Consider the following 17,821-nt stretch of genomic DNA (forward strand, 5'->3'; position numbering starts at 1 on the left):
CTCCTTTTCAGAATTAATATATAATTTAAATTATCACAATTATTCTTGCTAAGCAACAATATTTTTTGCAAAGGAGGAAAAGAAGAATGGGAGTTCTCATTATAGGGGCTGGAAATGGCGGTCTTGCTTTTGGTGCAAAATTAATTGAAAGGGGTATAAAAGTTAATTTATATGATAAATTTGATAGCGCTATCAATCCTATTCAAGAAAACAATAACGAGATAACAATGATTTCAAATGGGAGAACAAAAAAACTTAGGTTTAATTTCGTATCAAATAACCTAAAAGAAACTCTTATTGACATGAATTTTATATTTGTTGTAGTTCCTGCTTTTGCCCATCATTCAATTGCAATAGAGTTATCAGAAACTATTATAGAGAATCAAATTGTTGTATTGCATCCCGGCAGGACTGGAGGCGCATTAGAATTTAAAAATATTTTTACTTCAAAAAGAAAAGAAAATATAATCGCTGAGGCAGAAACAATGCTATTTGCTGCTAGAAAAGATAATCCAACAGAAATAAAAATTCATGGAGTAAAGAAAAGTGTAGGCCTTGCCTCAATCCCTACATCCATGTCCCAGAAAATAACGGATCAGGTAAATAATTATCTTCCTTATTTCCATAATAGCGAAAGCGTTATAACAACTAGTCTGAGCAATATAGGAGCTATTTTTCATCCTGTGCCATTTTTATTTAATTTAACAAGAATAGAATGTAAAGAGAATTTTAAGTATTACCATGAAGGTATCACGCCATCAATTTCCAAATTATTGGAATCACTTGATAAAGAGAGATTGACTATAGCACAAGGATTTGGCTTGGATATCCAATCTGCAAAAGAATGGGTTAACTTTAATTACGAAGTTAACGGAAAAACATTGTATGAGGCAATTCAATTGAATAACAGTTATAAAGATATTTCTGCTCCAACTGATATTCATTCAAGGTATGTTATGGAGGATATACCAATGAGCTTGGTACCTATGAGGGAGCTTGCAAAGTTAGCTAACATAAAAACCCCTTTAATCGATTCTATTGTCAATACAGCATCAAAGTTATATAATTATGACTTTATTTGTAATGGAAGGCGAATAGAACATATGAAATTAAATTCTTTACGCACCACACCTACTAAATAAAGCATTTATTAATCTTAACTATCGAATAATTTTAATTTATTAATCAATACTTATTCAAATTATGATATGGTTAAATAGAAAAGAAATTCAAAATCATAAACTAACTGGAGAGAGAAATATGTCATTGTTTGAGAAAATACAAAATTCCTTAGATACTTTAAGTGGCGCGAAAAAAAGAGTAGCATATTATATCCTGGATAACTGGCTAGAGGCAGCTTTTTTGCCTGCTTCAAAAGTTGCTAGAAGTGCTGACGTTAGTGAATCAGTTGTTGTTCGATTTTCTCAGGATTTGGGCTATTCGGGCTTCCCCCAATTTCAGAAAGAATTACAGGTAATCCTTAAATCTAGACTCGCAAATCCAAAAGATGAAATTATTAATAATGACAAAGTAGATTTTAAAAATCATAATAAAGATCTTTTAAAGATATATAATAAATCAATTAAAAATATCGACGAAGTATTTAATAAAAATTCATTGGATACATTTGTTAATTTCATGAATAAAATAGTAGATGCAAAAAAGATTTTGATACTAGCAAGACAAAATTCTTACGGTCCAGCTGCTATGTTAAATGTTCATTTAAATGAAGTATTTTCTAAGTCCAACCTCATAGACGGAGAATCTGTAGAAGCGTTAGATTATATACGAGGTTTAACAAAAGATGATTTAGTAATCTTTATATCTATTCCTTCATATTCTAAAAGAATGCGATTATACAGTGACTTTCTAAAAGAAAAAGCAATTCCTCAAGTTGCAATTACAAATTCACGATCCCATAATATTGGACAAAATGCAGACCTTTTATTATTAACTAGTATCCATTCCTATTCTTATTCTAATTCACATCTGGGGACAGTTTTTATCATTGATATACTTATTTATTTAATTACTGAAAATAATAAAAGCGAATTATTGAAGTATATTGAGGACACTAAATTATTTAATGAACGATTTGGCATAACAGAATAAACAAAATACTTTTCTTAGCGTTGATATCTCTTCAACGCTTTTTAACAAACGGACGCCTTTTCATAAGTAATAATCTCGCAGGTCGTTTCATTCGGGCCGTCACCTTCGGACGCAAAAACTGGTATTTTTCTACCAGGATGGCTGGAGCTCCAGCGAACACCATTGGGTATTGTATCATCCAAACAGCTAAAGAAAATGGAATTAATCCATTTGAATACTTAACCGTTTTATTTACAGAACTTCCTCAGCTTGATATTTTTCATTCGGAACAATGGGAAAACTATTTTCCGTGAAGTGCTTATATCCAAGCCAAAGTGAAGCCACTTTTCAAACATATAAAACGAGCATAACAGCCTTAAAAGGAGCTTCTTTACAAAAAGTTTACTCCTTTTAGGGCTATTTATCATTGCGTCATATTATTTCCCGCTTACCGCAATCATCTGAAATTCCACTGACAAGTCATCTTCTTTCATTCCAGATGGCATTGTCAATGCAGGATACCCCGTAAAATTAAAGGGGGTGTATACCAAATTACATAATTTCCAATATTTTCATTTAACTTCCTTTTAAACATAAGTTTTTCATCAATATACGGAGGCAAAATTGGCATTGTTAGGGTTATCATGATATCAATAAGTAACAAGAGCTGTAACAGAATATCTTCTTATTAGCTTATATAAAAAAGCGAATAATAATACCTTCTTCGTTTATCATTCGCCTTTTATATTCTGTTTTCTTTTTAACCTACAATATGTTTTTGTTTCAAAAATGCCTTCCCATGACGAAGATGTTCTAAAGGTGTTCCTGGTGCATATTCTAAAATCAATTCACAGTCTGGATGAATATCATTTAAAGCATCTAAAATGTCATCCCAATTGATTTTTCCCTTTCCAATTGGGAGATGTTCATCTGCTTCTCCAAAATTATCGTGAATATGAAGCCCTAATAATCTACCTTTTACAGTATGGATAACTTTAGGTATATTCCAATTATCCAACTGGGCATGTCCAATATCAATTAAATAGCCCGCTGTATCATCTATCTCGTCTAGAAAATGACCAAATTCCTCTTCGCTAAAAAGAGCGCTCCCTTGATAACCGACATTTTCAACAGCAAGATGCACATCCAAAGGTTTGGCAATATCACATAATTGTTTGATATATGCAGCAGATCGCTGTTGTGCCTGCTTTTTATCAAAAACTGGAGAAAAGCAAAACCCTGGATGAATCACTACATGTTTCGCACCAATCATTCCGGCAAATTCAATTGCTTTTTTATATTCATCAAATGCCGTCTTTCTAACAGCTTTATTTTCACTTGTTAAATTAATATCCCAAGCTGGAGGATGAACACTAAAATCGACAGGAAGTTTTCTTAATTCTTCTGCCAGTACTTCAAAAATATCTTCCATATCATTCCAAGCATGTCCATCCATCATCAATTCAATCTTATCCGCCCCACAATCAATCAATTCATGAGCGTTTGTTAGAATATCCTCATTCAATAAAATTAAATCAGAGTATGTGATTTGATTATTCATTATACATTCACCTTTCTCTCATTAGAATATGTGTTATCATCTTCCATTTCTAACCCTTGGGGATAACCAATATTTCTTTTCGTGTCTTTATCAAAGAAATGAATTTTCTCCATAACAGGACAAACATATACATTCTGGCCTTGTGTCCAATTCTTACTCTCACTCATTGCGATAATTTCCTGTCCTTCCACATTTATATATACACCATAGTTATTCCCCTGATTTTCAATATATTTCACTTGGCCCCGAACTCCTTTTTGAGAAGATACAGGTGATAATTCAATATGTTCTGGTCGAATACCGAATAGTAGCTGATTCGTTCCTGTCTGGTTCACATACTGTTTCCACATCTCATTTAGTAAGAAAGATTGACTCCCTATATTGACTGCGCCATGGTCATATTCTATATTCAAAATATTTGCTGGTGGAGAACCAATAAATTTAGCAGTAAATACATTAGCAGGCCGATGATATACATTATCAGGTGTATCGATCATTTGTAATTCCCCGTTGTACATCAGCACAATCCGATCAGCAAATGTGGTTGCTTCTATCTGATCATGTGTTACATAAACAATGGTCTGGCCAAACATTTCATGAATTTTCATCAGCTCCTTACGTGCAGAAACCCGAAGCTGCGCATCTAAATTAGATAATGGTTCATCCAGAAGGAAAAAATCACTTCTATTCACCGTTGCACGAGCCAGCGCTACCCGTTGTCGTTGCCCACCTGAAAGCTGTTTTGGCAAACGATTTTCATACCCTTTCAGTTGGAGCATTTCTAGTACAAAATCAAGCCGCCGTTTTATTTCTTTCTTTTCAACCTTTTTGACTTTCAAGGCATACATGATATTCTGTTTCACGGTCATATGCGGATATAAAGCGTAATTTTGGAATACCATTGAAACATTTCGTTTTCCACTTGGCGTATCGTTTATCCTTTGTCCATTCATATATAAATTTCCTGACGTTATTTCTTCCAGCCCAGCAATCATTCTTAATATAGTTGACTTCCCGCATCCAGAAGGACCGAGCAAGATTAATCGTTCTCCTTCTCTCACCGTAAAATTCAAATCCTTTACTACTTCTGTGTCACCATATACCTTCCTTACATTCTCAAATTTTATTTCCTTCACTGCATTCCCCTCCATTACTTAATACCAGATGACGTAAACGTTCCAATAATATACTTTTGGAATGACAAATATAAAATAAGTGGAATAATCATTGTAATCACGGATACGGCCATTGCAACGGTGAAATTAGTTCCACCTTCAGAGCTAATGAACATTTGCAACGCTAAAGGCAACGTAAAATTCTCTGTTGTCTTTAAAATAAGCACAGGCCATACAAACTCATTCCATGTACTAATAAAGAACCAAATACCTACCGAAGTGACAGCTGGACGCACGAGCGGCAATACAATATCTTTCATAATTCTTCCATGGCTCATATTATCCAGCCTCGATACTTCAATCAGAGAAAGGGGAATATTTTTCATCGATTGGCGAATCAGGAAAATCCCCACGGCATCTGCCAACTGTGGAAGAATAACCCCCCAAACATTATCAAGCATTCCTAAATTTGAAATGATTAGATAGTTTGGTATCATCGTTACGGTAAAAGGTATAAAAATGGTACCAATTAATAGAAAATACAGGATCTCTTTTCCTTTAAACGAAAAATAAACAAAAGCATACGCTGCTAAAAAGGCGGTAACTAATTTAAAAATGGTAGCAACTGTAGCAACTACAAATGTATTCCATGTAATTTGAAAAATCGGCAACGTATCAAATAACGTTATATAATTTTCCAAAGTGGCATGGATTGGAATGATATTTAGAACGTTATTATACGCATCCTGTAATGGTTTAAAAGACATCCCAACCGCATAGATAACTGGTAAAATCATAATCAGGATTGTTATTATGAAAATAATATGCCAAACATTTTCTACACGCCGATTAATTTTCATAATAAATCCCCCGCTCTACATATCTAAATTCAAGAAACAGCAGTAATAAAAATAACGCCATGGTAATAATAGATATAGCTGCTGAATGCCCTGTACGATAAACAACAAAAGCTTCATGGTAAGCATGATAAATCAAATTAGAACTCGCGTAATCCGGACCGCCTTGTGAAATAACTTTTACGGGGGTAAACACATATTGCAAGCTCTGAACAATGGTGATAATAAATACATATATCCCTGTTGCACTACTCATCGGCAAAATAATTTGGAAGAATATACGTACGAGCGAAACGTTATCCATCCTTGCTGCTTCAATGATTTCTCTGGATATCCCATTAATGGATGCATATAAAAGGATGAAATTGTATCCAAAAACCTTCCAGGATGTAATCAAACTCAACACAACAATGATCCAGCCTTCTGCCTTTGTCCAATTAGGAATTTCCAAACCAAACCAGTTAAATAAAATAGCTACAGGACCTGAAACCGGATTTAATATCCAAGTGAATAAAATAGAGCCTACTACAAGCGAAATAAATGCTGGTAAAAACAAGGCACCTTTATAAAAGTTTTTATATTTACGCAGTACAAGATCAATCACAAATGCAAAAATATATGGAATGACGCAATTAATGATTAACAGTAATACAATGTAGAGGAACGTATTTCCTAAGATACGATAGGTCCTTGGATCGCTAAGAACTTCCGTATAGTTTTTTAACCCAACAAACTCTTTAGTGGGACTAATCATATTCCATTCAAAAAAACTTAAATATATGGTGTAGATAAATGGCCAAAAAGTAAAAACAGCAAAAATAATAATAGAAGGGATGAGCAATAAGTAACCAAACGCATTCTCTCTGTTAATATGCAGTTTTCCCTTTGCCACAGTTAACGAACTCATTTTATTGTTCCTCCACTTACTTCAGTTTTTAAAGAAATCGGAAGAAGGTTGCCCCTCTTCCGAAGCCCTTTTACATAGTTATGGCAGTAAAGCATTGATTTCATCTTGTGTTGTTTTCAATCCTTCTTCTGGAGAAATGCTCCCTTCTAATAGCTGTTCCCGCAAGTCAAGCAGCATTTGCTCTGCTTGTAATCCAGCATTACCAGGGAAAGAAGCCCAAGGAACCACCCCATCCATCTGATTGATTGCAGGAGTCATCATTTCATTTTCTTCTAAATAAGTTTTTAACCCATTTTCTGCTTCCGCTACATCATGGCGTGGCGGTACATAGCCTGTCCCTTTCGTCCATTCAGCCATTGCTTCTACGCTATATAGATAACTCATAAACTCCCACGCAGCTTTTTGTTCCTCTTCCTCTTGAGCAGTAATAGCCAGCATCGCTCCTCCAGCAGGAAGCCTTACTTCCTTTCCTTCCCATGCAGGTGATTCTACTGCTGCGACATCAAACTGTGCATTATCCTGAATATTGGAGCGCTGCGCAATCGTTGTATAAGTCATTGCTACACTCCCATCAATAAAGCTCTGCACACCCTGATCCCAGCCTATATGCAATGCCGTCTCATCTTCTACAATCATATCTGTAAGGAACTGATATGCTTCGATTCCTTCTTCGGATGCAAATGCTGCTTGGCCATCCTCAATAAACGATGCCCCATTACTTTCAAGTAAGGCTTGTGTTGCCCAGTTATCAGCAGGTTCTTGAAAATAAAGTCCGTAATTTCCTGTTTCCTCCTTAATCACTTTAGAAAATTCCTTTACCTCTTCCCATGTCTGTGGACCATCTTCATCCAGTCCTGCTTCTCTTAGCATATCTTTATTAATATACAAAACGGGTGTACTGAGAGAATAAGGAATACCAACCTGTTCTCCATCTGAATTCTTCGCAAGATCCATTACATTTGGCAGGAAATGATCTTCCAAAAATGTTGCGTCATCTGGAAAATGTTCCTCAATTACATGTTGCGGAGGTATATACTCGAAATTTTCAGAGAAATAATCCATAAAAGCCCACCCGATTTGTACAACAGCTGGAGAATTACCTGCAGCAGCTTCAGCTTGCATATTCTGCATCAAGCCTTTATACATATCCGGATTATATTTAGCGACAACCTCTACAGTATCACTTTGGGCATTAAATTCTTCCACAAGCTCTGCGACAGTTTGTCCTCCTTGTGTTTCCGCGTTAACATGCCAATACTCAATAACTGTTTTTCCATCTTCGTTACTTTCATTTCCTGCAGCTTCACTATTACATGCAGTAAGGAAAGATATAAGAATGATAAATAAAGCTATCTGCAACCACCGTTTCATTTACTTTCCTCCGTTCATTTTGTTTTGTATTCCTTCCAAAAGAGATAAGTTCTTATTTGACTTAAAGCACCATATTTTTAACAAAGATTAACAAGAAATCCCCTCCATTTGCTCGCCAATTAATTAACACTTAGCCATTAAAAACGAATCAAAATGTATTATGTATACTATTAATAACTCTATCTATATGTTTTTAGACTACACAACTGGCTGCACAGATTGTTTATTTCATTTTCACTACTGATTGTAACGTTCAATTATTAATAAGGAATAAAGGTATTGTAAACAATTATTAATCTTCTTTTAAATTAATTTAAAAGTAAGCGTTAAATCCCTCCCACCTATAAGTTATAAATCACGCATGAGATAATCTTCATAGAAAATAATTCAGAGGTTATACGATGACAAAGAAAAAAGAATAAAATGGAAAACAAGATAAGATGCATAGAAAGCTAGTGAAATGCAAGTTGCCGCATGGTGTCGAGAACAAGGTATTAAAGCGAGTCAAATGTATTATTGGATTCGAAAGTATGAAAAAGATGTTGCGCCTACACATGATGAAAGAATAATGGACACCAGTCCATATGGAGGAATGATTCCGTTTATCCTCTCCAGTCAGCGCCTGTATTCATCTATTTTGACACTCTTTCTGTCGAAGTACGCCCTGGTACGGATATGGCTTTGCGACAAACAGCACGTGTACTGCCTAAAAATGCCCTAAGTCAGGCTATTAAATATTGTCGTAACCAATGGGATCATTTAGAAGCATTTATGAAGGATGGTCGTCTCGAAATAGATAACAACCGGGGAGAGCGATTGATCAAACCATTCGTGATCGGTCGCAAAAAAACTGGTTATTTAGCAATACCGCTAAATTAGCTAAAGCTAGTGCCATTATCTATAGTGTTGTAGAGACAGCCGAGGAAAACGGATGGATTGGGAATGCGACATTCCTCAGGAAGTGTCGGTGACCAAGGTAAGAGGTGAGCTAACTTTTTCTTTATCAGACGTATCCATTTTGGGGAGTTCGGTGTCAAATGATGACAGATATTATGAACCATCCAATTCGAGTTCTATTAAATAGTGCGTATTTACCATCTATCGGGGTTACTTCTACAGCTTTCATCGAACTAGGATGGTAATTATACGCAGTGAAACTGGTAGTGGAACATGGAAGGTAAGCAGCCGAAGTCGCAAGAGAATTAGCTTTAGTTCCATAGACGCTGTAAAAATGGGGAACGAAGTATAAAGCGTACCAAGAGAACAGCTTTGTAGGAATCGCAGTCCTGATAATCAAGCTGGATAAACAAAGGTAAACGAATTCGTGATTTGGAAAAGATGGTAGCTATTCTAAAAAAGGCTATGGTCCATCTTCGCCAATAAGCCGGAATAATCTATGTATTTATCCAACGACACCGTCACGAATTTCGTGTAAAGAAGATGTGTCAGGTGTTTCCAAGAGCGGCTATTATGAGTGGATTGATCGCCTTGTCAGCGATCAATCCAAACGCAAAAAAAACTGATAGCTCAAATCAAACGTATATTTATCGCATCCAAAAAAAGATATGGAAGTTTTAAAATCACGTAGGTTTTACGTAGTGCATGAACAGATAATTTAAACATTTATTGGAGAGTCTCCCTACTAAAATAATATTAATTTGACACTAAAGGAAAGGCTGCCCGATAACAGTTGGTTTTATTTTTATCCTCACCCTCATTTTTTAAATTAAAATGTTCTTATCAATCAATTCATCTGCCATCATTTTAAGCTTTGTAATAAATTCATCACAATTTTCCGATTTTCTTAGTTGTTCAACATTGTATGATTCGGATACAATTTCAATAAAGAGCTCAAAAAATTTATTAAACTTTTTTGATTCCTTCTTATTAATCGCAACCAGTGCAACTACTTTAATTTCTTGATCAGACCATATGATTGGTTCCTGTAATGTTAATATGGATATCCCGCTCTTTAGTGCATCCAGCTCAACGGAATGAGGCACAGCAATTCCCGATGGAAAACTTGTTGGAGACATCTTCTCTCTCCGCTGCACACTATAATAAAAGTTCTCACCAACATATCCTTCTGCTATCATCATTTGATTCATATGTTTTATGATATCTGAAACCATCAATCCTGAAGGATCAATTTGATTAAAGTAAAGGCTTTCACTAAAGAATCTTTTTATAAGCTTATCTATTAAAACTTTCTGATGTTGTTTTTTCTTTACATCAACTCGTTTTTCAATTTTAATTAAATCTCTATCTGTAAGAAATGGCTTAATAAACACAGAACCTTCATAAGTAGTCGCCACTTTCCTGTCCGTCGTTACTAATAAATCATAATGAAAGAATTGATTATCATTATAATCAGAGACTGATTGAATTTGCACAGAAGACCCTAAACGATTTTTTAATTTTTTTGTTATTTGGTCTCTTATACCATGGTAATCATTAGCAATCAATAATATCCTAATATAATTCTTATCAATAGCCTTTTCTTTTTCAAGGAGAGAACCTATATGAAGCGCGATGAACGAAATCTCATCTTCATTAAATGTAATATCAATTTTTTCCTGAATTAATGAAGCAATATAAACTGATATATCATAAATAATTGGGTAGCTGATTTTAATATCAAGCAAATTACTATTTCTATTAAATTTTTGAAACTGTGATCTATAGAATAATCCTTGTAAATGTATGGCTAACTTATTGATAAAATCATTATCCTCAAAGTCAATTAAATATATATCTTCCGCTCTGCGCAGTACATCTCTTAATACGGATAAAATGGTACTATCAACATAAGCTTCTACCTGTTGTTCATTATTGTTTTCAATTAATGACTTATCATATAATCCAACAAATTGTAAAGCTAATTTATATATCTCTGATTCTGGAAAATGAATACCATACTTTCTAGCTAAAACTTTCGTTATTTCGTTTGTCAATGTGAGTTCTTGTTTATCCAAATTATCTTTTAATATGTCTTGATCATTTTCTGTTAAAATGTATCCTTGCCGAATTCTCTCCATGCTGATTGCAAAATGTAAGACAATGTTATTAAGAGAGTACTGATTAATAAATATATTAAGGTTTGATAAGGTAGAGCGAATAATATTCTTAATCTCATCTAAAGATATATCTTCTATCATTTGTTCAATACTTGATTTTAGTTCATCATAAACAGAATTACCCTCATCATATAATAGATCTACCATATATTTTCTTTTTGAATGCTCCGATCCTTCAAGTTTTACTAAATCACCTTTAATTGTAATTTTAAGAGTTTGTGATGGAAGACTTTGTTTCAACTCTTGAATATCATTTTTTAACGTCGATTCTGAAATAAATAGTTTTTCACTTAGTTCAAACAAATCAATTCCACTAGATGAATTTTTAAGCATTTCTAAGAATATTCTTGATTTACGGTCATTGAGTTTTAACTTCGATTCACTTAAATTCTGTTGATCTTTGTGCAGAGCATTTTTATTAAGTTTATAACCAATATTACTTGATTCAATTACATGCGATAATTCGCTGTTAATTGTTGAAACATAGTTTCTAATTGTTCGAGTTGAACAATTAAAGTATTCTGCCAGATCTTTAGAATTAACCCACTCATCATTTTTTTCGCTCAATATATCCAATAATTCTCTCTGCTTTTTATTCACTTTCATTCAATCTCCTTGAATTAAATAAAAGCAGATTATTGAAAACAATAACCTACTTTTATTTTACAATTTATTATAACTCTGCTCCATTCGTTTCAATCACTTTTTTATACCAGTCAAAGCTATCTTTCTTCATCCTTTTTCCTGAACCCTTACCTTCGTTATCCAAATCTACATGTATAAACCCATAACGTTTATTCATTTGAGCAGATGAACAACTTACAATGTCAATTGGGCCCCAGGCACAATACGCAAAGATATCAGCTCCATCATACATTGCTTCCTTCATGGCAGATAAATGAGCAGAAAGATATTCAATTCGGTAATCATCATGAATCTTCCCATCTTCCATCTCATCGTACATACCTAAACCATTTTCAGCTATCATGAGCGGTTTTTTATAACGATCCCAGTAAGTTGAAAGAGAAATATACAATCCCTGCGGATCAATTGCCCATCCCCATGGACTTGATTCTACATTAGGGTTAGGAGTTGTTGATGTTTGCTTCAGTGTATTTTTCGAAGCATCCGCTGTGTCTGTATAGTAATAAGAAATCGCTAAATAATCCATTGTGTTTTCTTTTAATATTTGTTTATCTTCTTCAGTTATATCGATATGAATATTATTCTCTTTAAAATAATTTAATGCATATTGAGGATACTCTCCAAAAAACTGCACATCCGTATAATAATACTCCATACGATTTTTCTTAAATGCCAGCTCAACATCATCTGGTTTAGATGAAGCTGGATAAACAGTTACATCAGAAACCATTGTCCCAATCTGCATTTCAGGATTAACAACTTCAGCATATTTTTTCAACTTTGCACTGGCAACAAATTGGTTATGAATTGCTTGAAATGTTGCTTCTTCATAATCATCAACGGCATCGTAAGGTATCGCCGTAGAATTAAATGGCTCAAAACCAACTAAATTAATTTGATTAATAACAATCCAATATTTCACTTTGTCTTTATAACGATCCAATACTACTTTACCGTATTTATAAAACAAATCTGCCACTTTCCGATTGTGCCAACCACCATATTTTAAAGATATATTAATTGGTGTTTCATAGTGTAATATTGAAATAATTGGTTCCATACCTAATTCAATAATTCTATCAATCAGCTTATCGTAGAATTTAAGTCCTTCTTCATTCGGCTCTTCCTCCTCACCTGTAGGGAAGATTCTTGTCCAATCAATGGAAGTTCTAAAATTTTTAAATCCCATTTCAGCGAGTAGCGCTAAATCGTCATAATACGTATGGTAAAAGTCGATACCATGCCTTTTAGGATAATAACCTTCTTTATCAGCCAAATTATCTTCAATTTGAGATACTGTCATACCATTCTGTTGTTCCATTTGAATCTCTGAATTAGATTTATTAGGGTAATATTTATGGACATCTGCTATACTCTTTCCTTTTCCTCCTTTATCATGCGCACCTTCTGCTTGATTTGCTGCAATCGCTCCACCCCATAGAAAATCTTTTGGTATCTGATAATTTTTTAACACTATAAAACCTCCTAAATTTTTTTCATTATTTTCTCGAAAATTTTCAATAAATTTTCGGCAATCAATATTTCACTTTGCGCAGTCATCATTGTATCTTGTGCGTGAGCAAATAACGTTGAATATCTAATTTGTTCTCCTGATGCTTCTTTTTGTAAAGTATTCGTTTGAATTCCGTGAGAAGTTGTAATTTCTTCCCTAGCTTTTTTTAAAGAGTCTTTTGCTTCCTCAAAATTTTCATTATGAATGCTTTCAAACGCTTTAACTAAATTATCACGTGCATTTCCAGCATGCATTAAGATATTCATAGATACTTGCGTTAACTCATCAATTTCTTCATTATAATCATTTTCTGACATAACCAAATTTCTCCCTTTATTATTGATTATTTTCTTCCTTCTCTTTTACTAGTAAAGAGTTGTCATATACTTTAAAGAATGGATAGTATACGGCCCACGTTATGATCAATATCACAATACACCAGAATATTGCCATTACATCTTGCGTAGCAAAATAGGAAGCAATCGGATAAGGCATATACCACAACAAGAAAGTTGACGAAGGAACAGCGACCCAGCCCCAAGCCATAATTCCGTATACAATAGTTGGAACAAGTAAACCATTTATCCACATAGGAACCATTAAGTATGGATTAAATGCAATTGGTGCTCCAAATACCACTGGTTCGTTAATATTAAAAACAGATGGAACAATCACTGCCTTACCAATCGCCTTTAATTGTTGTGATTTACTTATGAATGCCATCATTATTGCTAACGCTAATGTTGTACCTACCCCTCCGATAGAAATTAAAGCATATAGTGTTTCTTGGGTAGCAATATTAGTTGCAACTCCACCACTTGCTACAGCATCCATATTATCTGCCAAGTTTGCCATGTACATCGGATAAAATACTGGGAAAACTGCCCATGCTGAAATCCCAAATGAGTATAAAAATACTGGAATAAACACGGATAAAACAAACCCAGGATATGTTGAAACAATACCAGCAATTGGTTGAAAAATAGCTTGGATAACTTGGAATAAATCTATCCCAAATTGAATTGTAGCCAACCAGCCAACAAAAAGAATAAATGTAATTGGTAGAAGATTATCAAACCAGCTAACTACAAAATCAGGAATAGCGGAATCTTCATCAAAAAATGATTTTGATGCCATGAAATTCATTATAACTGCCACAAATAAACCTGTAACAAGAGCTACCAGCATTCCTTCAATACCAAAGCGTGACAAGCTAAATGTAATTTGCCCATCATTAATTTCCGGGAACAAAAGCAATAAATATAAAACTAATGATGTTGCTCCAGAAACCAGTTTATTATTAGAATGACCTTTATTCTCCATCACAAAATAGGGAATAAAAAAAGCAATAATTAAGCCAAACATTCCAAACGAGAATGTACTCATTAATGACAAGTCGGGCATCCATTCAAAGAAATTATTTAATATAGAAATAATAGTAATTAAAGAGCCTACAAATACTAATGGCAAACCAGTAAGCATTGAACTTTGAATAGCAGACACCCACGGATTTGCAACAATCCTATTTACTCGAGGGGCAAATTTATTACTCATAAAGTTCATTATTTTTTCCATCATTATTTATTCACTCTCTTCCAAACTGAGAACTAAATCCAAAGCCTTCTCTCCATCTAATGATCCATAGATTATTTGAGGAATGATGGCAACCTTAACGTTTTTCCCTTTTGTTTTCTCTTTAATTTCGTCCTCTTTATATGCCAAATGAGGTCCAATTAATAGATAATCTATTTGGTCAATTACATTATCTAATTGAGATTCACTTGCAGCTTTAACAGTTACCTCTTCTCCCTTTTTCTTTGCAGCTTTCCGCATTTTAGCTGCCATAAATCCACTTGAAGCTCCAGAACCACAAACTAAAAATATATTTTTCATAATTAACCTCCCCTTTCTCTTTTCTTACTTTTATCTTATATCTACCTGAATTCGCTTACAAACTTATATTTTTCCTAGTGATAGGAAAATAACTTGAATATGAAATGAATTCAGACCACTATGTATTTCTTTTCTCTCCATAGCAAAAACACCTGAATCAAATCTCTTCAATCCAGGTGTCTTAAAAAATTTTTTTCCTACCCATCAACTAAAACAAACCCTAATCCGCCTTCTCATACTTCATCCCCCCCCTGCTACCCAACCCGGCCAAAAATCACTAGAATGAATAGCTCCTTTTCATTACTTATCTCTCTTCTTATACCCCGAATTCTCCAAAAAGTCCTCCACAACCTCTTCCGGCAACACGCTCAATGCCACACCCGAAGCCTTAGCCATCACCATCATCCGACAAGTAAACTCCAGCGTTTCCAACCGCATCACCGCTTCTTCCACACTATCATCAAAAACAATAATCCCATGATTTTTCAAAAATAGAATATTCGCCTTCTTAGCTGCTTCTCCAACTTTTTCTCCTAAAGCTGTACTGCCCGGATGAAAATATCCGACTCATCAGGCCGATTCCTATATATTGCGCGATGCATTGGTATTTCCTTAGAAGGCTTCCTTGTCCCTTCCCATTCCTGCGTTTCGATATTAACAAGAACACAATCACCTTCTGTCAGATTGCCCATATTTGTCCCTGAACCAGTTATAATCATTTGATTTTCGTTGTTGCGGACACTCATATTTCCAGAATTTCCCCATGTGAGATGCTTCTGCAGTAATTCATTTCCGGTATGAATGATTTTTGATTCTATATCCATTAATCCTCCCTCCAATCATCTCCTCTATACAGTTACGCTGCTTCCCAGATGCACTTTAGAAAAGTAATCGACTTGACCCAACTGGCCTCCCTTTAAGGCAATCTCTAATCCGTCAAATCGTTGCGTATTTGAATACGTTTTACAAAGAGGCGCACCTGGAGCGACACTGCGTATCATTTCTAATGCATAAATACGCATTTCCTGTGTCGCATAGCTTGATGTGTCTCCTCCGGCAATGACGATGCGGTTTAAGGATGTATTTTCTACTGTCTTTTTTATTAATTTTCCAAACTGCTCGCCTAGCAGCTGTCCGCTGCTGGTAGGTTCTGCTCCGATAGATTGCAGGTATTCTCTTGTTTCCTCAATCGATGAATCATCCGATCCAAGTGCTGAGTAAACGATGACGTTCTCCCCCGCATTAATCAATTCCGTAACTGTATTCATAAGATCATGAAAATAAGATGAACTTGTTTTTGGATCAATCAATCTAACAGGAGAAACCTTTAGACCAGTGAACCCATTGTCTAAAGCATGTTTAATCTGTTCAGAAGTAATTGGAGAACAGCTTCCTGAAACAACCAGTACCTGCTCTTTTTCTGTCTTATTTATCTTATCCACGTTAGCTTCCTGTTTCTTCAGGCCCTGCATAGAACTCCAATAATTCGTCAACGCATATTCCACCCCAGAGGAGCCTATGACAAATAGTGGCTTCTCTTTCGATTCTTCGTAAATAAACTTTCCTATTTTCGTTAAATGATTGCTTGTCAGCATATCAAATAGAAGTCCCTTTGGTTTTTGCTTTGTAACGATTCGCTCCACCGTTGCTTCAAGCTCGGTAAAATGATCATCCATGGATAAAACATCTACCAAATCAATCGGATAACTCGTTTGTTTACTCAAATGTTTGATTAAATCTGCTTCCTGCATCGGTGTAATTGGATGCCTCGACATCACAGGGTGCTCATCCAGACGAAACGTTTTACTATCCATGCTGGCAAAATGATTGCCGAACACGGTATAGCGCTGTAATGGTGTTGCTCCTGCAATGATAGGGACAAAGTCTTGTGTATGATTTATTTCTAAAATCATTTCCAGTACCTTCCCTATATTCCCCACCGTCGGGGAAGAATCAAAGGTAGAGCATATTTTATAATGATTAATCGATGCACCGAGTTCTTGGATTTGTTTTAATATTGGCTTCAAATCTTTCTCCATCTGCTCTGGGCTCATTGTTCGGCTGGTCCCGGCAACTCCGATACATGGTACATCTGCAAACTTTTCATCAAGCAATTCTTTGGTAGGCGGTTCCAAAAATAAAATAGTTCGTAAACCGCTAAGTGTCAATGCTTCCATCGCATCGGTTGAACCGGTAAAATCATCTCCATAGAAGCTTAAGAGTCTTTCTTCTAACTGCATTTGTCAATCCCTCCATCAGGAATATACTATCTCCTATATAGAAGATGCTTCATTATTTACTATCTCATAATGACTATCTTTCTTATTCGCTCTTTTTATCATATGATCTACGGCATGTACTGCCATAATGAAACCGGATATCGGAATGATGAAATAGACGTACCCCATGGGAATCCCTGATTGCAGGCTGACTACATTCATATTAAGTACCGCTAACTCGGATCCATAATAGATAAATAAAGCAAATAGAATCAGCGCAAAAATATCCTGCAGGGCTTCCACATATTTTGCTGCTTTCCCTCTTAATTTACTGACGATAAAGTCCATCCCCATATGCTCTTTTCGTTTAAAAGCAATCGCTGCACCGATAAAGGTCAGCCATACAAACGTATATCTTGAAATTTCTTCCAAGGATGCAAAGGACGTGTTAAAGAAATTCCTTCCAAAAATCATGATGACCAGGCTGCCTGTCATCACTGCTGTAATTACAACTAACAAGAGCATGCACAGTCTGTCCAAGCCTTTACTTACCTTTGAAATCAACATGTAGT

General features: G+C 35.0%; 17 protein-coding genes and 3 pseudogenes. 6 read left to right on the forward strand and 14 right to left on the reverse strand.

Annotated elements, in window-relative coordinates; all coding sequences use genetic code 11:
• Positions 1–86 precede the first annotated feature (86 nt).
• The 3 genes from MKY45_RS20040 to MKY45_RS23330 all read left to right on the forward strand — a co-directional run bounded on the left by MKY45_RS20040 (position 87) and on the right by MKY45_RS23330 (position 2,405).
• Entirely contained in the window at positions 87–1,142 is a 1,056-nt protein-coding gene (locus tag MKY45_RS20040) for an NAD/NADP octopine/nopaline dehydrogenase family protein (RefSeq protein ID WP_332094455.1), read from the forward strand.
• A gap of 118 nt (positions 1,143–1,260) precedes the next feature.
• Entirely contained in the window at positions 1,261–2,112 is an 852-nt protein-coding gene (locus MKY45_RS20045) for a MurR/RpiR family transcriptional regulator (RefSeq protein ID WP_256705146.1), read from the forward strand.
• A gap of 20 nt (positions 2,113–2,132) precedes the next feature.
• Complete coding sequence (locus MKY45_RS23330) at positions 2,133–2,405, forward strand: transposase domain-containing protein (protein WP_445667629.1); 273 nt, start codon at positions 2,133–2,135, stop codon at positions 2,403–2,405.
• Between the two features lie 446 nt (positions 2,406–2,851).
• Here MKY45_RS23330 and MKY45_RS20050 read toward each other — a convergent pair whose 3' ends face one another.
• The 5 genes from MKY45_RS20050 to MKY45_RS20070 form a co-directional block, all read right to left on the reverse strand.
• Complete coding sequence (locus MKY45_RS20050; RefSeq protein WP_289585025.1) at positions 2,852–3,652, reverse strand: sugar phosphate isomerase/epimerase family protein; 801 nt, start codon at positions 3,650–3,652, stop codon at positions 2,852–2,854.
• The gene (locus tag MKY45_RS20055) at positions 3,652–4,788 is read right to left on the reverse strand and encodes an ABC transporter ATP-binding protein (RefSeq protein WP_341173319.1); all 1,137 of its coding nucleotides are present in this window, start codon (positions 4,786–4,788) and stop codon (positions 3,652–3,654) included. The genes MKY45_RS20050 and MKY45_RS20055 overlap by 1 nt, the downstream gene beginning before the upstream one ends.
• A 14-nt stretch (positions 4,789–4,802) precedes the next feature.
• Positions 4,803–5,627, reverse strand: a complete 825-nt coding sequence (locus tag MKY45_RS20060; protein ID WP_256705149.1) for a carbohydrate ABC transporter permease — start codon at positions 5,625–5,627, stop codon at positions 4,803–4,805.
• Positions 5,617–6,531, reverse strand: a complete 915-nt coding sequence (locus MKY45_RS20065) for a carbohydrate ABC transporter permease (RefSeq protein ID WP_256705150.1) — start codon at positions 6,529–6,531, stop codon at positions 5,617–5,619. Before MKY45_RS20065 ends, MKY45_RS20060 begins: the two co-directional genes overlap by 11 nt.
• 78 nt (positions 6,532–6,609) lie before the next feature.
• Entirely contained in the window at positions 6,610–7,902 is a 1,293-nt protein-coding gene (locus MKY45_RS20070) for an ABC transporter substrate-binding protein (protein WP_256705151.1), read from the reverse strand.
• Between the two features lie 460 nt (positions 7,903–8,362).
• On the opposite strand from MKY45_RS20070, the gene tnpA reads away from it, so the two are divergent.
• The 3 genes and pseudogenes from tnpA to MKY45_RS23340 all read left to right on the forward strand — a co-directional run.
• A complete protein-coding gene (gene tnpA / locus MKY45_RS23335; protein ID WP_417629147.1) occupies positions 8,363–8,623 on the forward strand; it encodes an IS66 family insertion sequence element accessory protein TnpA in 261 nt (86 codons plus the stop codon).
• Positions 8,599–8,834, forward strand: a pseudogene (locus MKY45_RS20075) (IS66 family transposase); the annotation flags it as partial. The gene tnpA and the pseudogene MKY45_RS20075, both read left to right, overlap by 25 nt.
• 219 nt (positions 8,835–9,053) lie before the next feature.
• Positions 9,054–9,487 (forward strand): annotated as a pseudogene (locus MKY45_RS23340) (transposase); the annotation flags it as partial.
• Positions 9,488–9,623: 136 nt separating this feature from the next.
• Here MKY45_RS23340 and MKY45_RS20080 read toward each other — a convergent pair.
• The 9 genes and pseudogenes from MKY45_RS20080 to MKY45_RS20120 all read right to left on the reverse strand — a co-directional run bounded on the left by MKY45_RS20080 (position 9,624) and on the right by MKY45_RS20120 (position 17,816).
• On the reverse strand, positions 9,624–11,579 hold the full coding sequence (locus MKY45_RS20080) for a BglG family transcription antiterminator (protein ID WP_341173320.1): 1,956 nt from the start codon (positions 11,577–11,579) through the stop codon (positions 9,624–9,626).
• A 73-nt stretch (positions 11,580–11,652) separates the two neighbouring features.
• Positions 11,653–13,098 (reverse strand): glycoside hydrolase family 1 protein, encoded by a 1,446-nt coding sequence (locus MKY45_RS20085; protein ID WP_256705154.1) that lies wholly within the window; start codon positions 13,096–13,098, stop codon positions 11,653–11,655.
• An 11-nt stretch (positions 13,099–13,109) separates the two neighbouring features.
• Positions 13,110–13,454 (reverse strand): PTS lactose/cellobiose transporter subunit IIA, encoded by a 345-nt coding sequence (locus tag MKY45_RS20090; RefSeq protein WP_256705155.1) that lies wholly within the window; start codon positions 13,452–13,454, stop codon positions 13,110–13,112.
• A 19-nt stretch (positions 13,455–13,473) separates the two neighbouring features.
• A complete protein-coding gene (locus MKY45_RS20095; protein WP_256705156.1) occupies positions 13,474–14,715 on the reverse strand; it encodes a PTS sugar transporter subunit IIC in 1,242 nt (413 codons plus the stop codon).
• A 3-nt stretch (positions 14,716–14,718) separates the two neighbouring features.
• Positions 14,719–15,030: a PTS sugar transporter subunit IIB gene (locus MKY45_RS20100; protein WP_256705157.1), complete on the reverse strand. Its 312-nt coding sequence runs from the start codon at positions 15,028–15,030 to the stop codon at positions 14,719–14,721.
• A 300-nt stretch (positions 15,031–15,330) separates the two neighbouring features.
• A pseudogene (locus MKY45_RS20105) lies at positions 15,331–15,531 on the reverse strand (class II aldolase/adducin family protein); the annotation flags it as partial.
• A 32-nt stretch (positions 15,532–15,563) separates the two neighbouring features.
• The gene (locus MKY45_RS20110; RefSeq protein ID WP_341173321.1) at positions 15,564–15,854 is read right to left on the reverse strand and encodes a class II aldolase/adducin family protein; all 291 of its coding nucleotides are present in this window, start codon (positions 15,852–15,854) and stop codon (positions 15,564–15,566) included.
• Positions 15,855–15,878: 24 nt separating this feature from the next.
• Positions 15,879–17,270 carry a four-carbon acid sugar kinase family protein gene (locus tag MKY45_RS20115; RefSeq protein ID WP_341173322.1) on the reverse strand — a complete coding sequence of 464 codons (1,392 nt, stop codon included), beginning with the start codon at positions 17,268–17,270 and terminating at the stop codon, positions 15,879–15,881.
• Between the two features lie 33 nt (positions 17,271–17,303).
• On the reverse strand, positions 17,304–17,816 hold the full coding sequence (locus tag MKY45_RS20120) for a TRAP transporter small permease (protein WP_256705160.1): 513 nt from the start codon (positions 17,814–17,816) through the stop codon (positions 17,304–17,306).
• Between the last annotated feature and the right edge of the window lie 5 nt (positions 17,817–17,821).

The organism is Oceanobacillus sp. FSL K6-0251 (assembly GCF_038004725.1).
Classification (GTDB): Bacteria; Bacillota; Bacilli; order Bacillales; family Amphibacillaceae; genus Oceanobacillus; species Oceanobacillus oncorhynchi.

Excerpts from the sequence above, each read along its gene's own strand:
- MKY45_RS20115 (WP_341173322.1), bottom strand. The coding sequence starts at position 17,270 with ATGCAGTTAGAAGAAAGACTCTTAAGCTTCTATGGAGATGATTTTACC.
- MKY45_RS20040 (WP_332094455.1), top strand. The coding sequence starts at position 87 with ATGGGAGTTCTCATTATAGGGGCTGGAAATGGCGGTCTTGCTTTTGGT.
- MKY45_RS20060 (WP_256705149.1), bottom strand. The coding sequence starts at position 5,627 with ATGAAAATTAATCGGCGTGTAGAAAATGTTTGGCATATTATTTTCATA.
- MKY45_RS20070 (WP_256705151.1), bottom strand. The coding sequence starts at position 7,902 with ATGAAACGGTGGTTGCAGATAGCTTTATTTATCATTCTTATATCTTTC.
- MKY45_RS20090 (WP_256705155.1), bottom strand. The coding sequence starts at position 13,454 with ATGTCAGAAAATGATTATAATGAAGAAATTGATGAGTTAACGCAAGTA.
- MKY45_RS20065 (WP_256705150.1), bottom strand. The coding sequence starts at position 6,531 with ATGAGTTCGTTAACTGTGGCAAAGGGAAAACTGCATATTAACAGAGAG.
- MKY45_RS20045 (WP_256705146.1), top strand. The coding sequence starts at position 1,261 with ATGTCATTGTTTGAGAAAATACAAAATTCCTTAGATACTTTAAGTGGC.
- MKY45_RS20110 (WP_341173321.1), bottom strand. The coding sequence starts at position 15,854 with ATGGATATAGAATCAAAAATCATTCATACCGGAAATGAATTACTGCAG.
- MKY45_RS20100 (WP_256705157.1), bottom strand. The coding sequence starts at position 15,030 with ATGAAAAATATATTTTTAGTTTGTGGTTCTGGAGCTTCAAGTGGATTT.
- MKY45_RS20120 (WP_256705160.1), bottom strand. The coding sequence starts at position 17,816 with ATGTTGATTTCAAAGGTAAGTAAAGGCTTGGACAGACTGTGCATGCTC.
- tnpA (WP_417629147.1), top strand. The coding sequence starts at position 8,363 with ATGCAAGTTGCCGCATGGTGTCGAGAACAAGGTATTAAAGCGAGTCAA.
- MKY45_RS20095 (WP_256705156.1), bottom strand. The coding sequence starts at position 14,715 with ATGATGGAAAAAATAATGAACTTTATGAGTAATAAATTTGCCCCTCGA.
- MKY45_RS20050 (WP_289585025.1), bottom strand. The coding sequence starts at position 3,652 with ATGAATAATCAAATCACATACTCTGATTTAATTTTATTGAATGAGGAT.